Raw genomic sequence first — 18,250 nt, forward strand, 5'->3', positions numbered from 1 at the left:
GCTCACCCCTTGCGCCCGCCCGTCGCAATCCCCTCCACGAAGTGCCGCTGGGCCAGGAAGAACAGGACGATCATCGGTACGGTGGCGATCACGCTGGCGGCGAGGACGACCTCCCACTGCTGCTCGCCGCCGTAGCCGAACCGGTCCAGGATCACCTTCAGCCCCCGGGGCAGCGTGTAGAGCTGCTCGTTGCGCAGATAGATCAGCGGCTTCACCAGGTCCGTCCAGCTCGCCTTGAACTCGAACACGAACGCCACCAGCAGGGCCGGACGGACCAGCGGGAACGCCATCCGCCAGAACAGCTGCGGATAGCTGGCCCCGTCGACCCGGGCCGCCTCGAAGTACTCCCGGGGCAGCGACAGGAAGAACTGGCGCAGCAGGAAGATGTAGAACGCCGAGCCGAACAGGTTGCCGGCCCAGAGCGGCACCTGTGTGTCGACCAGGCCGAGCCGGTTCCAGATCAGGTACGTCGGGATCATGGTGACCGCGAACGGCAGCATCATGGTGGCCAGCACCAGCCCGAACAGCACGTTGCGGCCGGGGAACCGGAAGTACGCGAACCCGAACGCGACCCAGGCGCTGGACAACGTAGCCGCGGCCGCCGCCGCCACGCCCACCACGACGCTGTTGAACAGCCAGGTGAACAGCGGCATCGCGTCCCACGCCCGGGCGTAGTTGTCCGGCGCGAACGGCGTGGGCAGCAGGCCGGGCGCGAAGACGTACTCCCGGGGTCGCAGCGACGCGCCGACCAGCCAGACGAACGGCAGCAGGAAGACCACGGCGGCGGCCACCAGGGCGAGCACGAACAGCACGCGCTGCCAGCGGGGCCGGCGGCCGTCGTCGGCCTGCCGCACCGGTCCGGGTACGGTCACCGGCGCCACCACGGCGCCGGCAGCCGGCGGCTGACTCGTGGTGGTCACCGGTCCTCCCCCTCGTAGTAGACGAACCGGTTGCCGAGCTTCACCTGTACCAGCGTGATCACCAGGATGATCAGGAAGAGCAGCCAGGCCATCGCCGAGGCGAAGCCCATGTGCAGGAACTGGAACGCCTCCCGGAACAGGTGGATCACGTAGAACGACGCCGCGTCGCTGCTGAACGAGCCCGCGGTCTGCCGGTTGCCGAAGTACATGGTGTAGACCTCGGTGAACATCTGCAGCGACGCGATGGTGTTGACGATCAGCGTGAAGAACAGCGCGCCGGAGATCATCGGCAGCGTGACGTGCCGGAACCGCGCCCAGGCCCCGGCACCGTCGAGCTGGGCCGCCTCGTACAGGTCGCGGGGCACGCCCTGCAACGCGGCCAGGTAGATGATCACGGTGGAGCCGAGGCTCCACAGGCTCATCAGCACGATGCCCGGCATCACCCAGTCCGGGTCCGTGGTCCAGCTCGGACCGTCGATCCCGACCAGCGCCAGGCCGCGGTTGATCAGGCCGTCCTGCGTGTTGAGCAGCAGCAGGAACAGGATGCCGACCGCCACCGCCGGGGTCATCACCGGCAGGTAGAACACGGTACGGAAGAAGCCGGAGAGCCGGCCGACGCGCTTGAGCAGCAGGGCCAGCCCGAGCGAGATCGCCATCACCAGCGGCACGTGCAGCGCGGTGTAGTAGACGGTGTTGCCGAGGCTGCGCGCCACCTGCGGGTCCGACATCAGCTGCCGGTAGTTGTCCAGCCCGGTGAAGCGCGGTGGGTTGATCACGTCGTACTCGGTGAAGCTGAGCCACAGGCTGGCGAGCATCGGCCCGGCGGTGAACGCCAGGAACCCGACGATCCACGGCGCCAGGAACAGGTACGCCCAACGAGCCTCCCGCCGGGCCAGCGACGTGCGGCGCCGCCGGCCCGGTACGGCAGGGGTGACGGTGGTGGTGGCCATGGCGGGCTAGTCCGCGGCCTTGTCCAGCGCGGCGGTCGCCTCCCGCTGCGCCCGGTCGAGCGCCTGCGCGGGCTGCTCCTGACCGGACAGCACCCGGTTGACCGCGTCCGTCCACGCCTTGTCGAACTCGGCGCCGGCGGGCGAGGCGGGCATCGCGAACGCGGCGTCCTGCGCCTGGCGGATGGTCTGCACCGCGTCGTCGAAGCGCTTGTTGCCGGTGGGCTTGTACACCTCGTCGAAGATCTTCTTGTCGGCTGTCGTGTTGCCGGTCCAGAGGCCGGTGAAGGGCAGGTTGGCGGCCTTGCGCGCCTCGGCGCGGGCCTGGGCGGCGGCCAGCCAGGTGTCGGTGGCGGTCATCTGCTTGACGAACGCGCAGGCGGCCTCCGGGTTCTTCGCCCCCTTGGTGATCACCCACGCCTGCCCGGAGGCCAGGCTCAGCGGCTTGCCCTGCCGGTCGACGAACGGCTTGACCACCAGCTCGGCGTCCGGGCTGTTCTTCGCGGCCTGGTTGAGGAACCACTCCTCCATCGGCCACGCGGCGATCTGGTTCTTCGCGAGCGGGTTCTGCGCGCCGAAGAAGTCGAACGTGTCCCGGAACGACTTGAACTTCCCCCAGCCGCCCTGGGCCCGGATGAGCCCGACGCCGGTGGTGAGCGCCTCGACCACCTTCGGGTCGGTGAGGTTGGCCCGGGTGCCGTCGGCGGAGATCATGTCGGCGCCGTTGGCCTTGGCCCACATCGGCAGGAACTCGGGGATCTTCGGGTCGATGCCGATGCGGCTGAGCCGGCCCCCGGAGACGGCGGCGAGCCTGGCGTTGAGCGCGGGCAGGCCCGCCCAGTCGGCCAGGTTCACGTCGTCGGCGCCCAGCCCGGCCCGTTTGAGCAGCGCCTCGTTCAGGTAGAGCACACGGACCTGGGAGAACTCGGGAATGCCGTACACCGTGCCGCCGAGCGTCACCTGTTCCCGCGCGGACTGCCGGTACTGCGCCATGTCGATCCGCTGCTTCTCGACGCAGTCGGTGAGCGGCTGGATCGAGCCGCGCTCGGCGTACGTGCCGATGAGCTTGCGGTCCATGTAGACCAGGTCCGGTGGGTTGCCCGAGGCAACCGCCGACAGGAACTGCTGCTCGTCGAACGCGCCCTCGGTGATCGTCAGCCGGACGTCGCCGTGGTCACGCTTGAACGCGTCCACCCGGGTGGTGGCGATCTCGTCGGACAGGCTGAAGCCCATGGTGCTCAGCGCGCCGCTGCCCTCGGCGCCACCGCCGCCGGAGTCCCCTCCCCCGCCGACGCCGCCGCAGCCGCTGATCGCCAGGGTCAGCACCCCGGCCAACGCGGTCGCCCGCAGTTTCCGTGACATCGCCACCTCCCGTGATCGCGCCGGCCACTCTGCCGGGCGCGACCTGCACTTCTCCGGTGGGTGCGGCTTTCAAACCGGTTGATGCGCATCGGTTACCGTCGACCGCCCGGCGGCGGACGGCTCACCGCGCCGATCGACGGCGATCGCGACCAGCAGCAGCCCGGCCAGCGCCGCCAGCGCCAGCGCCGGCGGCAGTACCGTCCCGAGCGCGGCCAGCGGCAACGCCGCACCGGCGACGGCCAGCCGGGCCGCACCCACCGGCTGACCGGTCAACCGCCGGAACAGCAGCCGTCCGGCCAGGTAGACGGCCGCGCCGCCGAACAGCGCCACCGCCGCCGAGCCGTTCAGCCGGGGCCCGGCCTGCGGATCGGCGACGTGCTCCAGCACCTGTTCGACGCCGAGCGCCAGGAAGATGATGCCGGCGACGAGCAGCAGATGGGTCTGGCTGTAGGCGTCCGCGGCCATCCGGTCCCGCTGCGCCGCCGGTGCGGCGGCGAGCGTCCGGGCCGCCGCCGGGGACGTGCGGCGGAAGTAGAGCCACCAGAGGCAGACGGTCACCACGAAGGCGACGAGCGCCGCGGCGAGGACCGGCGGCTCGGTGACCGCCGAGGCCGCGCCCACCCCCGCGGCCACCAGCGACTCCCCCAGCGAGATGATCAGCACCAGGCCGTACCGCTCGGCGAAGTGCGTCGGGCTGCGCAGCGGCCAGGCGCCCCGGCGGGCGTACGACAGTCGTTGGCCGGCCACCTCGACGGCGAAGCCCAGCACCCACAGCGCCGCGTGCGCGGCACCGTCCATCAGCGCGCCGAGCAGCAGCGGCACCCAGCCGACGGCGCTGACGAACGCGAAGAACCGGATCCGGGCGCGCAGTTCCGGGTCACCCGCCGCGGCCCAGTGGAACAGCGTCAGGTGCACCACGCGCAGCACCACGTAGGCCAGCACGACGATCAACGGCCCGTCCAGCCCCGGACCGGACGTCCACGCCTCCGGCATGGCGAGCGCGGCCAGGAACAACGCGGCCATCGCGACCAGGAACCCGCCGCGCACCACCCCGACGTCGGCGGGCGTGTGGTTGCCCAACCAGGTGTACGACAGCCACGCCACCCAGAGCAGCACGAGCAGGAGCAGCCCCTTGGCCATCCCGGCCGGGGTCGGGTGCGGCTCGATCAGCGCCATGATCCGGGTGAGCGCGAAGACGAAGACCAGGTCGAAGAAGATCTCGAAGGGGGTGACCCGGCGCTGGTCCGGCCCCGGCCGGGGCGCGCGCAGCCGCCCTCGCACCCGTTCGCGTCCCACGTCCGCCGCCCTCCGCCGGTCCACCTCCTGCGCCGACGGTAGGCGGCCCCGGACGGTTGAATCGGGTGATTCCCGCGATCACGCCCGGCTCGGTCTGCCGACCGGTGCCCGCCCGGCGGTACGACGAGGCGGCGGCGCCGGGCTGTCCCGCCGGTCGGTGGCCGCAGCTCAGCCGGCGTCGGCGTCCGGCCAGGCGGCGCAGACCAACGCGGGCAGCACCTCGCCGGCCGGGCCACGCAGGTTCACCGCGCAGATCGCGTCCAGCGGCGTCGGCACCGGGTTCACCTGCACCACGGGCGCGCCGAGGCGGGCCGCCACGAGCGGGATCTCGGCGGCCGGGTGCACGAGCGCCGAGGTGCCCACCGTCAGCAGCAGGTCGCAGCCGGAGGCCGCCTCGACCGCCGCGTCGAGCGCGGCCGACGGCAGCGTCTCGCCGAACCACACCACTCCGGGCCGCACGGGCGCGCCGCATCCGGCGCAGGCGGGCGGGGTCAGCGGCCCGTCCTGCGATTCCGCCGCATGCGACACCGGCCCGCCGGGCGGTTCCGCCTCGTCATGCGCCTCCCGCCCGCCGAGCGGTTCCGCCTCGTCGTGCGCCTCCGGGCCGCCGGGCGGCACCGGCGCGCCGGAGGGTGGCGGCAGGTCGGGCGGCAGCGGCGCGGGCCGGGCGCAGGCCGAGCAGCGGGGCGCGAACAGGCTGCCGTGCAGGCGTACCGGGGCGGGCACACCGCCGCGCTCGTGCAGGTCGTCGACGTTCTGCGTGATCACCACGGTGTCCGGCAGCCGGGCCGCGATCGCCGCCACCGCCCGGTGACCCGCGTTCGGGAGCGCCCGGCGCACCCCGCGGCGGCGTGCCTCGTACCAGCCCCAGACCAGCGCCGGGTCGGCCCGGAACGCCGCCGGGGTCGCCAGCTCCTGCGGGTCGTACCGCTGCCAGAGCCCGGTCTGCGCGTCGCGGAACGTCGGCACGCCGCTCTCGGCCGACATGCCGGCCCCGGTGAACACCACCGGCCGCCGCGCGGCGGCGAGCAGCCGGCCCGCCTCGGCCAGCTCCGGCCCGGTCACACGTCCACCGTCAGCCGCACGTCGACCCGGTCACCCAGCTCGATCCCCTCCGCCCGGCGCGCCGCGACCCGCAGCGGCACCACGTACCGGCCGTCCTTGGGCCACAGCGACGTCCGCCAGCCGGTGTCACCGATGCGGACCGTCACCGGGATCATGCCCCAGCCGTAGGTGACCGACGCCGAGGCGGCCTCGATCGCCGCGCTCTGCTCGTCGGGCACCGTGACGAAGTGGTACGGCGCCGGGCCGCGCCAGAACCACACCTCGCCGCTGAACGCCAGCTCCATCCGGTCAGGATAGGGGCCGGGACCGACGCGACGGCAGCAGCCGCAGCCCGGCCACCGTCACCCAGGCGAACAGCGGGAACACGGCGACGCGTTCCATGCCGCCCACGCCGATGCCGGCGTCCACCCGGGACAGGAACAGCACGGTGCCGGCCAGGCCGAGCAGGCCCAGGAACGCGCTGACGATCCGCAGCTCACGCAGCAGCGGCGACCGGCCGAGCGCGGCGGCCAGCAGCGCCGCGTTGCCGAGCGCGAAGACCAGCAGCGCGCCGAGCACGTGCAGGTTCTCGTCCACGTCGGCCGGGTGGAGACCGGCCAGCACGTACCCGGACCCGGCGGCCACCGCCGACGCCACGGTGACGGTCGCGGCGCGGCCCGGGCGCAGCGCCCGGTGTGCGAGCAGCGCGCCGACCGCGAGCAGCAGCCCGGCGCCGACGAGCACCGTGTTCATGGCCGGGTGCCACGGCGAGCAGACCGGACGCGGGCGGCTGCTGTCCCACACGCCGCAGGTCACGTTGCCGAGGTCGCTGATGTTGTGTTCGGCCCAGCTGAACCGGGGCTGGTCCCAGACCAGGCCGACGACCACGTTGGCGGCCAGGAACGACACGGCGGCGAGCAGCCAGCAGGCGCCCGCGAGGCGGTTTCTCATCCGCCGAGTGCACCGTCGGCGGGCGCCCCGGCGCACGGGGCGTGGCGGGCCGGTTCGGGGTAGGGCCAGACCTACCCGGGAAGCGGGGTCCAGCCGGCTGGGAAGCACGGTGTGGCCTGGCTAGCGTCGGGCCATGACCGTTGATCACGGGTTGGCCGGCGCGTTGCGCCGCCGCCGCTACCTGCTGTCCGCGTGGCCGTGGCGGGCCCTGGCGTACGCCGTCACGACGCTGCCCCTGGCCGGCGCGGCGGCGCTCGGCGCGGCGGTGGTCGCCGCGCCGCTGCTGCTGGTGGCCGGCGCGCTGCGGCGGGGCCGCCCGGTCGACGCCCGGGCGCTGGCGGTGCTGGCCGTGCTGGCGCTCGTGGTGGTGGCGCTCGCGCCGCTGGCCGGCGCGCCGGTGGCGGCGGTCGAGCGGTGGCGCCTCGGCCTGGTCGACGACCGACCGGTGACCGCGCCGCGGTGGCGCGGGATCACCGCCCGCCTCACCACCGCCGCCGGGTGGCGGGAGGCCGCGTACCTGGCCGTGCTGGGCGTGGCGGTGCCGCTGGCGTACGGGATGGTCGGTCTGCTCGTGCTGCTGGACGCGGTGCTGGTCGCCGGTCCGTGGCTGGCCGGCGGCGAGGACCGGATCGTGCTGATCTGGGCCACTGTCGACTCCCCGGCCGAGGCGGTGCCGTACGCGCTCGCCGCTCTGCTGGCGGTCCCCGCGCTGGTCTATCTGGCCGGCCTGCTCGTAGCGGTCCAGGCGACGGCGGCCCGCCTGCTGCTCAACGACGCACCCGCCGGGACGGCGCTGCGCGAGGTGACCCGTTCCCGGGCCCGCCTGATGAGCGCCTACGAGGCCGAGCGCCGCCGCATCGAGCGGGACGTGCACGACGGCGTGCAGCCGCGCCTGACCAGCCTCACCCTCCAGCTCGGGCTGGCCCGCCTCGACGTGCCGGACGGCTCCCCGGCGGCGGGGCCGCTCGCGTCCGCACACGAGCAGGCCAAGGAGCTGATGGTGACGTTGCGCGGGATCGTCCACGGCATCCGCCCGGCGCAGCTCACCGAACTCGGCCTGGCCGCCGCCGTCGGTGACCTGGCCGCCCGGTCGGTCGTCCCGGTCGCCGTGCACGCCGACCTGACCCGCCCGGTGCCGGAGCTGGTGGAGACCACCGCCTGGTACGTGGTCTCGGAGACGCTCGGCAACGTGGCCCGGCACTCCGGGGCCACCCGGGCCGAGGTGCGGCTGATCCGCGACGAACGGCTGCTGGTGGTGGAGGTACGCGACGACGGCCGGGGAGGCGCCGACCCGGCGCGCGGCACCGGCCTGACCGGGCTCGCGGACCGGGTGGCCGCGGCGGACGGGCGGCTGCTGCTGTCCAGCCCGCCCGGTGGGCCTACCCTCGTGCGGGTGGAGCTGCCGTGCCGTCCGTGACCCGGGTCGTCCTGGCCGAGGACGAGGTCCTGCTCCGGGAGGGCCTGGTGGGCCTGCTGACCCGGTTCGGCTTCGTGGTGGACGCCGCCGTGGGTTCCGCCCCGGAGCTGCTCGACGCGGTCCGCACGCACCGCCCCGACCTGCTGGTGACCGACATCCGGATGCCGCCGCAGCACCGCGACGACGGCCTGCGGGCGGCGGTCGCGTTGCGCGCCGAACGTCCGGACCTGGCCGTGGTGGTGCTCAGCCAGCACGTGCAGAGCGCGTACGCGGCTGCGCTGCTCGACAGCGGCGACGGCAACCGGGTCGGCTACCTGCTCAAGGACCGGGTGGCAGACGTCGCCGAGTTCGCCGCCACGCTGCGCCGGGTGGCGGCCGGCGGCACCGCCGTCGACCCGGACGTGGTGCGGCACCTGCTGCGCCGCCCCCGCGACCCGCTCGGCGCGCTGTCTCCCCGGGAGCGGGAGGTGCTGGGCCTGATCGCCGAGGGACACTCCAACAGCGCGATCGCGGCGCGGCTGCACGTCACCGAGGCGGCGGTGGGCAAGCACGTGGGCAACATCCTGGCCAAGCTCGGTCTGCCGCCGGACGAGGACACCAACCGGCGGGTGCTGGCAGTGCTGGCCTGGCTGCGCGCGGCGGGCTGACCGGGGCCCTACAGGTTCATCGGCACGGGGTCGGTGGCCAGCGCCCGGAACCGCTCGCGCGGGTCGGACACCAGCCGCCGCTCGGTGAGGTCGAGCAGGCCACCCACCCCGGTCACCGAGGCCACCGGGATGCCGTCGGCGCGGGTGAACTCCTGGCCGATCCGGAACGTCTTGCCCTCGCCCCAGTGGAACTCGCAGGTCACGTCCACCTCGTCGCCGCCGCGCAGCTCCCGCAGGTAGCGCACCGTCACCTCCAGCGCGACCGGCCCGACGCCGCCGGCGAGCAGCCGGTCCTGGCCGATGCCGGAGGCGCGCAGGCACTCCCAGCGGGCGTGCTCGGCGTACTGGAGGTAGACCGCCTGGTTGAGGTGTCCCTGCGTGTCGAGTTCGTAGCCGCGCACGGTGACGCGTACCCGGAACGGATCTGCCATGCCGGCAGCCTAACCAGGGGCGCAGCGGTAATCGGCGTGCGGTCCGGGCCGTGTGGTCCTAGCCTCCCCGGCGTGACCCTGGAGATCGTGACACTGGCGCAGCGGCCCGGCCTGGCGCCGCTGCTGGACACCGACTTCGACGGCGCCTGGCCGCCGTTCATGCTCTGGGATCCGATGGGCGCCCTCTACTACGGCGTCGCGCACGAGCTGTACCCCGAGTTCGTCTTCGCCGCCGTCGACCCGGCCGAGCCGGGCCGGGCCGTCGCCCGCGGGTATGCGGTGCCGCTGCGCTGGACCGAGGACGAACTGCCCGACGGCGGCTGGGACCGGGTGATCCAGCGGGCCACGCTCGGCCGCCTCACCGGGTCCACCCCCAACCTGGTGTCCGCGCTGGAGATCTGCGTGCGCCCGGACCGGCGCGGCGGCGGGGTGTCCGGGCTGATGCTCGCGGTCATGCGTGCGGCGGTGGCCCGCGCGGGCTTCGACACGCTGGTGGCGCCGGTGCGCCCGAGCGGCAAGGCCGCCGTCCCGGACGTGCCGATGGCCGAGTACGCGGCCCGGCGCCGCCCCGACGGACTGCCGGCCGACCCGTGGCTGCGGGTGCACGTCCGCGCGGGCGGGGTGATCGAGCGGGTCGCGCCCCGGTCGATGACGGTGACCGGCACCCTCGCCGACTGGCGGCGCTGGACCGGGCTGCCGTTCGACACCTCCGGCCCGGTACGCGTGCCCGGCGCGCTGACGCCGGTGCTCGTCGACGCCGGCCACGACCACGCCGCGTACGTCGAACCGAACGTGTGGGTGCGGCACCGGCTCTGAGCGGGCCCGCCGGTCAGGCCGGCCAGGCGTGACCGATCCCGTCGAGCAGCAGCACCACGCCCTCGGTGGCCGCCTCCCGGTCGCGGGAGATCTCCCGGTACTCCGGTGAGGTGGACCAGCGCTCGAAGTCCTCCCGGCTGTCGAACGACAACAGCACCGCCTTCTGGTGCGGCCACTCCCCCTCGACCACGCGGGGGGCGGTGTCGGCAGCGAGCAGCTTCCCGCCGTAACGGGCCAGCACCGGCGGGAAGGCGGCGGCATACCTGTCGTAGCGCGCCCGGTCGTGGATGGTGAGCTGTGCGAGGGCGTAGACGGTCACCGGCCCAGGCTACCGACGTCCGACGGCTGCGGCCTCGTCCGTCGGGCCGGATCCCGCGCCGCCGCGAGCCGGGCCGACTGTCCGGTGTGCTCTAGCCATTATGGCTCTGACCTGCGAATACTGGTAGCAGGACCGCGCGGCGTGGGGAAAGAGGTGGGGCACGATGATCGAGCAGGAGACCCAGCCGGAGGCCATACCGGAACCCCGGAACGCGCCGGAGGGCGCGCCGTCCCGGCCCGCGACGCCGGTTCCCGGCGCGGTGTGGCAGGTCCGCGTACGGACCAAGCTCGACGACCTGTACCAGCAGCTCGCGGTGCTGTCCCCGCGCGACCCCGAGCGGGCCGAGGCGCTGCGCGCGCAGCTGTCCCGGGTGGAGGTGGTGCTCGGGCGCAGCGGCGTGGTCGAGTGGTTGCGCGGCGGCAACCTGGAGTACGCGTGGCAGACGATCCACTCGGTGGAGCGGGCCACGGTGGCGCTGCGCTCCGCGGACGAGCTGACCGGGCTGCTGCCCGCGTACCGCAGCGCGGCGGCGCAGGTGCTGCCGGCCGACGACAAGGTGCTCACCGACCTCGACACCGTGACCGGCGGGGTGCCCGCGGACCTGCTGCGCGCCCGGGTGCAGGCGTTGCTGCTGCGCTACCACTCCGCGTCCGACGAGTTCCACGAGTCGGCGCGCCGGCTGCGCAACCGGATGCTGGGGCTGTCGGTGTTCGCGCTGGTGGCGGAGGTCCTCGTGGTGCTGGTGCAGTGGCTCAGCCGCGACGTCCGGCTGCTGGAGGCGCCGACCGACGCCGGTGGCGTACCGGCCTGGCGGCTGCTGTTCTTCGTGCTGATCGCCGGGGCCCTCGGGGCGTTCCTCAGCGCGCTGCCGTCGATGATCACCTCACGGTCCGGCGGGCTGCCCTACAAGCTGCCGTTCCAGCAGGGGCTGCTGAAGCTCGCCGTCGGCCCGCTGGTCGCGGTGGTCGGCATCATGCTGGTCATCGGCGGCCTGGTGGAGACCAGCGTGAGCAGCACGGCCGCGCTGCTGGGCCTGGCGATCGTGTTCGGCGCCGGGCAGCAGGCGGTCACCGCGTTCGCCGACCGGCGGGCCGCCGAACTGCTCGGGCCGGGGGCCAAGAGCTGATGCCGGACGGCGGCCACCCGGCCTGGGTAGCCTGATCCCATGATCTTCATTACCGCGAAGTTCCGGGTCCGTCCGGAGGACGCCGACAACTGGCCGCAGATCGCCGCCGACTTCACCGCCGCGACCCGGGCCGAGCCCGGCTGCCTGTGGTTCGACTGGTCCCGCAGCCTGGACGACCCGACCGAGTACGTGCTGGTCGAGGCGTTCCGGGACGACGAGGCGGGCGCGGCGCACGTGCAGTCGGAGCACTTCCGGACCGCCCAGCGCACGCTGCCGCCGCACCTGGCCGAGACGCCCCGGATCGTCAACGTGACGGTGCCGCAGCAGGACTGGTCGCGCTTGGGCGAGATGGCGGTGCCCGGCGACGCCGCGAGCTGAAGATTTCCCACGGTTTACCGCTCAGGGATTGAAGCTTGTTTTCAGCTCCCGCTACCCTCGGCGGAAAGATCCACCATCCACCGTGGAGGAGCTGAAGCATGCGCAAGCTGATGGCGGCGCTCGGCGCCGGGGCGATGACGGCCGCGGGCCTGCTCGCGGTCGCGACACCGGCCCAGGCCGCGGCCTGCACCCTGGTGCAGTCGGAGATCTACAACGGGGCGAACCTGATCGCCTGGTCGCGCGGCCTGGACGGCTGCTCGGGCGACGTCTACTGGGAGATCCAGTCCGGTGACGGCGGCACGTGGCAGGTGACCGACAGCGGCACCACGCACTACGACGACCAGGTGGTCAGCTACTACGGCGACGTGGACCTGCCGTGCTACCTGCGGGTGTACGCGGCGTACGGGGACCAGGAGCGGCTGACCCGGCCGGTGCGCAACAACAACTGCGCGGGCTGACCACTGGCCGGGGCGCGTCGGGCGCCCCGGCCGCACCGCCGGTCAGGGGATGGTCAGGCCGTACGCGGCGAGGATCTCCAGGATCGGCTGGTAGTAGCTGGTGCCGCCGCTCGTGCAGTTGCCGCTGCCGCCGGACAGGACGCCGATGACGGTGCCGGTCGCCGCCACGTAGAGCGGGCCGCCGCTGTCGCCCGGCTCGGCGCAGATGTTCGTGCGGATGAGCCCGGTGACGCTGCCCTCGGCGTAGTTGACTGTGGCGTTCAGCCCGGTGACGGTGCCGCACCGCACGCCGGTGGTGGCGCCGCTGCGGCAGACCGCCTGTCCGACGTACGCGCTGCCGGCGGCGGTGACGGTGATCTGCCCCGGGTAGGTGTGGATCGCGCTCGGGTGGGCGACGGTGCCGGTGTAGCGGACCACGCCGTAGTCGTTGCCGGGGAAGCTGCTGCCGGTCCGGCTGCCCAGCACCGTGGTGCCGGCGCTGTCGGCGTACCAGGTGGCGGCCAGGCGGGTGCAGTGCCCGGCGGTCACGAAGTACCAGGTGGTGCCGCGGCGCACGTTCGCGCCCAGCGAGCAGCGCCCGCCGCCGCCGTAGATCGCCTGACCGCCGGCGATCAGCGTGCGCAGGCGCCCGGGTTCGTGGCGCAGCACCGCGCCGGCCCGGTCGGCGGTCCGGCGTACCGCCGCCAGCTCGCGCCCGCGTACCGTGTCGTCGGCGGTGACCGTGAGCCGGCCGGTGGCCGGGTCGTGCTCCCAGGCGGTGCCGGGCGTGCGGATCCCGGCGAGCGCGGCGGGGTCGGGCGGCGGTGCGGCGGCGCCGGCGCGGGCGACCGCCGGGGCGCCGGCGAGCAGGGCGGCGAGGACGAGTACGACGAGCGCGGGTCGGCGCATGCTCCGGCACCTCTTCCATCGTCTACGGTCGATTCACCAAGCATCGGTCCGCAGGCTCGATCGACTCAACCGGCAGAACTGGCGACCCCCGAAACTTCCGGAGCCACGGCGGGCGGCACGGGCGCGCCCGCAGGCCGCGCCCACACGCGGATCCCGCCCGCCCACCCGGCACCGCGTGCCACGATGTCGACATATCGAGGTGATTAAGTTTTCGGAACGCTTCCGGTAGGCTCCGGGCAGAGATTCGCTTCGATCACCCACGATGTGCCGGGGAGTCCCTCCCCCACCTGGCGCGGCCACCGGGCGGCCGCGCGGAGCCGACATCGTGGCGGGCGGTGGCCGAGGCGAGCCGATCCCATTGACAGGCTAGAGAGGCGTTCAGATGGACAAGGTGCTCGCCCGCGGCAGCGGGAGCGCGGCAGCCCGGTCACGCCCGCGGACCGCAGTGGTCGCGATGGTGGCGGGGGCCGCGGTGGTCGCCGCCACGATTGCGGTGGCGACAAGCGCCAGCGCCGGCACGACGCTCGGCGCGTCGGCGGCGGAACAGGGCCGGTACTTCGGCACGGCGGTGGCGGTGAACAAGTTGTCCGACAGCACGTACGTCGGAATCCTGAACCGCGAGTTCAACATGGTCACCGCCGAGAACGAGATGAAGTGGGACGCCACCGAGCCGTCCCGGAACCAGTTCAACTTCAGCGCCGGCGACCGGCTCGTCGCGCACGCTCAGGCAAACGGCATGCGGGTACGCGGCCACGCGCTGCTCTGGCACCAGCAGCAGCCCGGCTGGACGGGAAGCCTGTCCGGCAGCGCGCTGCGCGACGCGATGATCAATCACGTCACCCAGGTCGCCACCCACTACCGGGGCAAGATCCACTCCTGGGACGTGGTGAACGAGGCGTTCGACGACGGCAACAGCGGCGCCCGCCGCAACTCGAACCTCCAGCAGACCGGCAACGACTGGATCGAGGCCGCGTTCCGTGCCGCGCGCGCCGCCGACCCCGGCGCCAAGCTCTGCTACAACGACTACAACACGGACAACTGGAACTGGGCCAAGACCCAGGGCGTCTACAACATGGTGCGGGACTTCAAGTCCCGGGGCGTGCCGATCGACTGCGTCGGTTTCCAGTCGCACTTCAACAGCGGCTCGCCGTACCCGAGCAACTACCGCACCACGCTGCAGAACTTCGCCGCGCTCGGCGTCGACGTGCAGATCACCGAGCTGGACATCGAGGGCTCGGGCAGCAGCCAGGCCACCACGTACGGCAACGTGACCCGAGACTGCCTGGCCGTGCCGCGCTGCAACGGCATCACGGTCTGGGGCATCCGCGACACCGACTCGTGGCGGGCCAGCGGCACCCCGCTGCTGTTCGACGGCAGCGGGAACAAGAAGCAGGCGTACACCGCAGTGCTGAACGCGCTCAACGAGGGCGGCACCCCGCCGCCCACGACCGCGCCGCCGACCAGCACCCCGCCCACGTCGACGCCGCCGACCAGCACGCCGCCGACCAGCGAGCCGCCGACGACTCCCCCGCCGACCGGCGCCTGCACCGCCACGATCACCACCAACCAGTGGCCGGGCGGCTTCGTGACAAACGTGCGGATCACCGCGGGCTCCAGCGGGCTCAACGGGTGGGCCGTGTCGCTCACCGTGCCGTCGGGCTCGGCGGTCACGAACACCTGGAGCGCCCAGGCCAGCGGCACCAGCGGTGCGGTGACCTTCCGCAACGTCGACTACAACCGCCAGGTCGGTGCCGGTGGCACCACCGAGTTCGGATTCCAGGGCACGGGTACCGCGCCCTCCGGCACGCCGACCTGCGCGGCCGGCTGACCGTCGGCGCGACCCGGCACGGGACCACCGTGCCGGGTCGCGTCCCCGGCGGGCTCCGCGCGCCGACCGTACAGTGGGGCAGGTCCTGTTCCACCGTTTCGCCCGGAAGGACCACAGTGAACCGACGCATCAGGACCACCCTCGGCGTCGCCCTGGCCGCCACCCTCGTCACCACCGCCGCGCCGGCCCCCGCCGCCGCTGCCCACGACCGACGTCCCACGGTCATCGCGCTGCCGGACGGCTTCCAGCCGGAGGGCGTCGCCACCGCCGGCCGGTACGCCTGGTTCGGGTCGCGGGCCACCGGTGAGATCTACCGCGCCGACCTGATCACCGGGGCGGGCAAGCAGGTCAGCCCCGCCACCGGCACCCCGTCGCTCGGCCTGAAGGTCGACCCACGGGGCCGGCTCTTCGTCGCCGGCGGCACCGCCGGTGACGCCCGGGTCATCGACACCCGTACCGGCGCCGTGCTCGCGAGCTACCGGTTCGCCGAGGCGCCGACGTTCGTCAACGACGTGACGCTCACCCGCGACGCCGCCTGGTTCACCGACTCGAACCGGCCGGTGCTCTACCGCCTGCCGCTGGGACGCGGCGGCACGCTGCCGCCCGCCGGCGGCTTCACCACGCTCCCGCTGACCGGCGACTTCCAGCAGAGCGGCACCGGCGTCAACCTCAACGGCATCGTGCCCACCCCGGACGGGCGGGCGCTGATAGTCGTGCAGTCGAACACCGGCACGCTGTTCCGGGTGGACCCGGCCACCGGCGTCACCACCGCCGTCGACGTGCCGGGCACCACGTTCGTCAACGGTGACGGCCTGCTGCTGCTCGGCCGCACGCTGTACGTGGTGCAGAATTTCCTCAACCAGGTCGCCGTGGTCGACCTGAACCGCTCCGGCACGGCCGGCGTCGCGCGCGGCGTCATCACCGACCCGGGCTTCGACGTGCCGACCACGGTGGCCGCCGCGCTCGGCCGGCTCTACCTGCCGAACGGCCGGTTCACCACCCCGCCGACGCCGACCACCCCGTACACGGTCGTCGCTGTCGACGCGCGCTGAGCCACGCCGGCCGCCACCCGTCCGGGTGGCGGCCGGCCCGGTTCACTCCTCCATCTCCGGCCCGAGCAGCCGGATCTCCTCGATGTCGATGGCCGCCTGGAGCTGCCGCAGCACCGCGTCGTCGATCTGCCTGGTGTTGCGCAGCCGGGTGATCTCCTGCCGCTTGTGGTCGAGCACCCGCAGCCGCAGCCGCCGGGCCATCTCCCGCTCCGCCTCCGCGTCATCACCGCCCGGGTCGCGGGCGTCGGCCAGGTGCTCCTCGTAGTCGGCGCGCAGCCGGTCCACCGTGTCCTGCGTGGCGCCCACGTCGTCGGCGGCCCGGGGCAGCGCCTCCAGGGCGGCCTCGGTGGCCCGGATCCGGGCCCAGCGCACCTCGTCGTCGCGTTCCCGATCGCCGGTCAGGCCGGCCCAGCTCACGACAGCGGGCAGGGTGGTGCCCTGCACCAGCATGATCAGCACGATCACCACCACGGTCACGAAGATGATCAGGTCGCGTTCGCGCACGGCGCTGCCGTCGTGCATGGTGACCGGCACGGCGAGCGCGGCGGCGAGCGAGACGGCGCCGCGGAACCCGGCCCAGCCCACCGCGGTACGCATCCGGCCGTCGAAGTGCCGCGCGCGGCTCGACTCCCGCCGGTCCACCCGTTGCAGCGCCGACACCGACAGGTGCACCCAGACCAGCCGGATCACCACCACGACCAGGGCGACGAGCGCCGCGATGCCGAGCGACGCGGCCGGCGAGTGGCTGGTGATGCTGCGCAGCGAACGCGGCACCTGCGTGCCGAGCAGCACGAACAGGCCACCGTTGACCATGAAGGTGGAGAGGTCCCAGAACGCGAACGCGGTGACCCGGGAACGGGCCCGGATCACCCGGGGCGCGGCGTACGACAGCAGCAGCCCGGACACCACCACCGCGAGCACGCCGCTGGCGTGCACCGCGTCGGCGAGCAGGAAAGCGACGAACGGGGTGAGGATGCTCAGCCCGCCCTCGCGCATCGGATCGTCGACGTGTTTGCGGATCAGCACCACGACCGTGCCGACGAGCAGGCCGGCGGCCACCCCACCGGCCGACTTACCGACGAACTCGCCGGTGAGCGTCAGCGCTCCGGGCACCGTCCCGCCCGCGACAACGCCGGCCGCCACGGCGAACAGCACGAGCGCCGTACCGTCGTTGACCAGGCTCTCCGCGCGCAGTGTGGTGAGGATGCCACGCGGCATCCGCTTGGCCAGGCCGGCCACGGCTGCTGCGTCGGTCGGCGCCAGGACCGCGCCGAGCACCCACGCGGCGGCCGGCTGCACGCCGAGGGCCTGCGCGGTGAACGCGACGGCGGCCATCGTGACGATCACCAGCACGACGGCGAGGCCGATGATCACCACCAGGTTGGCCCGGATCTCGCGGAGGCTGATGACCAGGCTCTCCCGGTAGAGGATCGCCGGGAGGAACAGCACCAGCACGACCTCGGGTTCGAGGATCAGGTCGTCGAACGGCGGCAGCAGGCCGATCAGCGCGCCCATGGCGATCAGCAGGACCGGGGGCGCGACGCTGTAGCGACCGCCGATCGTGGTGCCGACGAGCACGGTGGCGCCCAGCACCGTGATCAGCACGAGTGCTTCCACGCCGTACCCCCGTCACCGTCCGCCGGGAATCACGGTGCCGTACGGCGGCGGCCGGGCGGGACGGAATCGGTGATCGCTACTCGAAGCGGGACGGATCTCCGGCGCCGTGGCGCAGGATCTCCGGCTCCGGGCCGGACAGGTCGACCACGGTCGTCGGCTCCAGCCCGCAGTCCCCGGCGTCGACCACCGCGTCGACGAGGTGGTCCAGCCGTTCCTTGATCTCCCAGCCCTGGGTCATCGGCTCGTCCTCGCCGGGCAGCAGCAGCGTGCTGGTCAGCAGCGGCTCGCCGAGTTCGGCGAGCAGCGCCTGGGTCACCGTGTGCCGGGGTACGCGCGCGCCGACCACCCGCCGCCGCGGGTCCTGCAACCGGCGCGGCACCTCGGCGGTGGCCGGGAGCAGGAACGTGTAGCTGCCCGGGATGACGGACTTCACCTGCCGGAAGACCGCGTTGCTGAGCTTGACGAACTGGCCGAGCTGGGCGAAGTCGGCGCACATCAGCGTGAACGGATGGCGGTCGTCGAGCCGCCGGATCTCCCGGATCCGCTCCACGCCGTCGCGGTTGCCGATCCGGCAGCCGAGCGCGTAGCAGGAGTCGGTCGGGTAGGCGATCACTCCGTCGGCGCGCAGCAGGTCCACCACCTGCCGGATCACGCGGGGCTGGGGGTTGTCCGGATGCAGGTCGTAGTACCTCGCCACGCCGGTCAGCCTATGTCCGCGCCCGGGCGGGCGCAGGTTTGGCCCGGGCGGTTTCC

20 protein-coding genes are annotated in these 18,250 nt (G+C 73.5%); 8 read left to right on the plus strand and 12 right to left on the minus strand.

Annotation, left to right across the window (positions count from 1 at the left end):
* Positions 1–2 precede the first annotated feature (2 nt).
* From O7546_RS15210 to O7546_RS15240, 7 genes are all read right to left on the minus strand, one after another.
* Positions 3–920 carry a carbohydrate ABC transporter permease gene (locus O7546_RS15210; RefSeq protein ID WP_194799388.1) on the minus strand — a complete coding sequence of 306 codons (918 nt, stop codon included), beginning with the start codon at positions 918–920 and terminating at the stop codon, positions 3–5.
* On the minus strand, positions 917–1,870 hold the full coding sequence (locus O7546_RS15215) for a sugar ABC transporter permease (protein WP_194799387.1): 954 nt from the start codon (positions 1,868–1,870) through the stop codon (positions 917–919). Before O7546_RS15215 ends, O7546_RS15210 begins: the two co-directional genes overlap by 4 nt.
* A 6-nt stretch (positions 1,871–1,876) precedes the next feature.
* Complete coding sequence (locus O7546_RS15220) at positions 1,877–3,229, minus strand: extracellular solute-binding protein (protein ID WP_194799386.1); 1,353 nt, start codon at positions 3,227–3,229, stop codon at positions 1,877–1,879.
* A 69-nt stretch (positions 3,230–3,298) separates the two neighbouring features.
* The gene (locus O7546_RS15225; RefSeq protein WP_281601123.1) at positions 3,299–4,525 is read right to left on the minus strand and encodes a low temperature requirement protein A; all 1,227 of its coding nucleotides are present in this window, start codon (positions 4,523–4,525) and stop codon (positions 3,299–3,301) included.
* A 168-nt stretch (positions 4,526–4,693) separates the two neighbouring features.
* Positions 4,694–5,590 carry a Sir2 family NAD-dependent protein deacetylase gene (locus O7546_RS15230; RefSeq protein WP_269697060.1) on the minus strand — a complete coding sequence of 299 codons (897 nt, stop codon included), beginning with the start codon at positions 5,588–5,590 and terminating at the stop codon, positions 4,694–4,696.
* Positions 5,587–5,874, minus strand: a complete 288-nt coding sequence (locus tag O7546_RS15235) for a DUF1905 domain-containing protein (RefSeq protein ID WP_013476678.1) — start codon at positions 5,872–5,874, stop codon at positions 5,587–5,589. Before O7546_RS15235 ends, O7546_RS15230 begins: the two co-directional genes overlap by 4 nt.
* 4 nt (positions 5,875–5,878) lie before the next feature.
* Positions 5,879–6,520 carry a DUF998 domain-containing protein gene (locus tag O7546_RS15240; protein ID WP_194799383.1) on the minus strand — a complete coding sequence of 214 codons (642 nt, stop codon included), beginning with the start codon at positions 6,518–6,520 and terminating at the stop codon, positions 5,879–5,881.
* Between the two features lie 133 nt (positions 6,521–6,653).
* On the opposite strand from O7546_RS15240, the gene O7546_RS15245 reads away from it, so the two are divergent.
* The gene (locus O7546_RS15245; RefSeq protein WP_281601124.1) at positions 6,654–7,937 is read left to right on the plus strand and encodes a histidine kinase; all 1,284 of its coding nucleotides are present in this window, start codon (positions 6,654–6,656) and stop codon (positions 7,935–7,937) included.
* The gene (locus O7546_RS15250) at positions 7,925–8,584 is read left to right on the plus strand and encodes a response regulator transcription factor (protein ID WP_269697062.1); all 660 of its coding nucleotides are present in this window, start codon (positions 7,925–7,927) and stop codon (positions 8,582–8,584) included. Before O7546_RS15245 ends, O7546_RS15250 begins: the two co-directional genes overlap by 13 nt.
* Before the next feature lie 8 nt (positions 8,585–8,592).
* Here O7546_RS15250 and O7546_RS15255 read toward each other — a convergent pair whose 3' ends face one another.
* Complete coding sequence (locus O7546_RS15255) at positions 8,593–9,015, minus strand: acyl-CoA thioesterase (protein WP_194799380.1); 423 nt, start codon at positions 9,013–9,015, stop codon at positions 8,593–8,595.
* A gap of 72 nt (positions 9,016–9,087) precedes the next feature.
* Here O7546_RS15255 and O7546_RS15260 point away from each other — a divergent pair, with 72 nt between their 5' ends.
* Positions 9,088–9,831, plus strand: coding sequence for an N-acetyltransferase (locus tag O7546_RS15260; RefSeq protein WP_281601125.1), 744 nt, complete (start codon positions 9,088–9,090; stop codon positions 9,829–9,831).
* Between the two features lie 13 nt (positions 9,832–9,844).
* Here the strand turns inward: O7546_RS15260 and O7546_RS15265 are convergent, their stop codons facing one another.
* Complete coding sequence (locus O7546_RS15265; protein ID WP_013286485.1) at positions 9,845–10,150, minus strand: DUF1330 domain-containing protein; 306 nt, start codon at positions 10,148–10,150, stop codon at positions 9,845–9,847.
* A 163-nt stretch (positions 10,151–10,313) separates the two neighbouring features.
* Here O7546_RS15265 and O7546_RS15270 point away from each other — a divergent pair, with 163 nt between their 5' ends.
* The 3 genes from O7546_RS15270 (at position 10,314) to O7546_RS15280 (ending at position 12,112) form a co-directional block, all read left to right on the plus strand.
* Positions 10,314–11,276 (plus strand): hypothetical protein, encoded by a 963-nt coding sequence (locus tag O7546_RS15270; protein WP_269697064.1) that lies wholly within the window; start codon positions 10,314–10,316, stop codon positions 11,274–11,276.
* 39 nt (positions 11,277–11,315) lie between these two features.
* Positions 11,316–11,654 carry a putative quinol monooxygenase gene (locus O7546_RS15275; RefSeq protein ID WP_194799377.1) on the plus strand — a complete coding sequence of 113 codons (339 nt, stop codon included), beginning with the start codon at positions 11,316–11,318 and terminating at the stop codon, positions 11,652–11,654.
* 98 nt (positions 11,655–11,752) lie between these two features.
* Positions 11,753–12,112, plus strand: coding sequence for a hypothetical protein (locus tag O7546_RS15280; protein WP_194799376.1), 360 nt, complete (start codon positions 11,753–11,755; stop codon positions 12,110–12,112).
* Positions 12,113–12,154: 42 nt separating this feature from the next.
* Here the strand turns inward: O7546_RS15280 and O7546_RS15285 are convergent, their stop codons facing one another.
* On the minus strand, positions 12,155–13,000 hold the full coding sequence (locus O7546_RS15285; RefSeq protein WP_194799375.1) for a S1 family peptidase: 846 nt from the start codon (positions 12,998–13,000) through the stop codon (positions 12,155–12,157).
* Between the two features lie 382 nt (positions 13,001–13,382).
* Here O7546_RS15285 and O7546_RS15290 point away from each other — a divergent pair, with 382 nt between their 5' ends.
* Positions 13,383–14,828, plus strand: coding sequence for an endo-1,4-beta-xylanase (locus O7546_RS15290; protein WP_194799374.1), 1,446 nt, complete (start codon positions 13,383–13,385; stop codon positions 14,826–14,828).
* Positions 14,829–14,944: 116 nt separating this feature from the next.
* Complete coding sequence (locus O7546_RS15295; RefSeq protein ID WP_269697066.1) at positions 14,945–15,880, plus strand: superoxide dismutase; 936 nt, start codon at positions 14,945–14,947, stop codon at positions 15,878–15,880.
* Positions 15,881–15,922: 42 nt separating this feature from the next.
* Here the strand turns inward: O7546_RS15295 and O7546_RS15300 are convergent, their stop codons facing one another.
* Both O7546_RS15300 and O7546_RS15305 read right to left on the minus strand, forming a co-directional pair.
* The gene (locus tag O7546_RS15300) at positions 15,923–17,497 is read right to left on the minus strand and encodes a Na+/H+ antiporter (protein WP_269697067.1); all 1,575 of its coding nucleotides are present in this window, start codon (positions 17,495–17,497) and stop codon (positions 15,923–15,925) included.
* Between the two features lie 76 nt (positions 17,498–17,573).
* Positions 17,574–18,194, minus strand: coding sequence for an L-threonylcarbamoyladenylate synthase (locus O7546_RS15305; RefSeq protein WP_194799371.1), 621 nt, complete (start codon positions 18,192–18,194; stop codon positions 17,574–17,576).
* Between the last annotated feature and the right edge of the window lie 56 nt (positions 18,195–18,250).

The organism is Micromonospora sp. WMMA1976 (assembly GCF_027497335.1).
Classification (GTDB): Bacteria; Actinomycetota; Actinomycetes; order Mycobacteriales; family Micromonosporaceae; genus Micromonospora; species Micromonospora aurantiaca.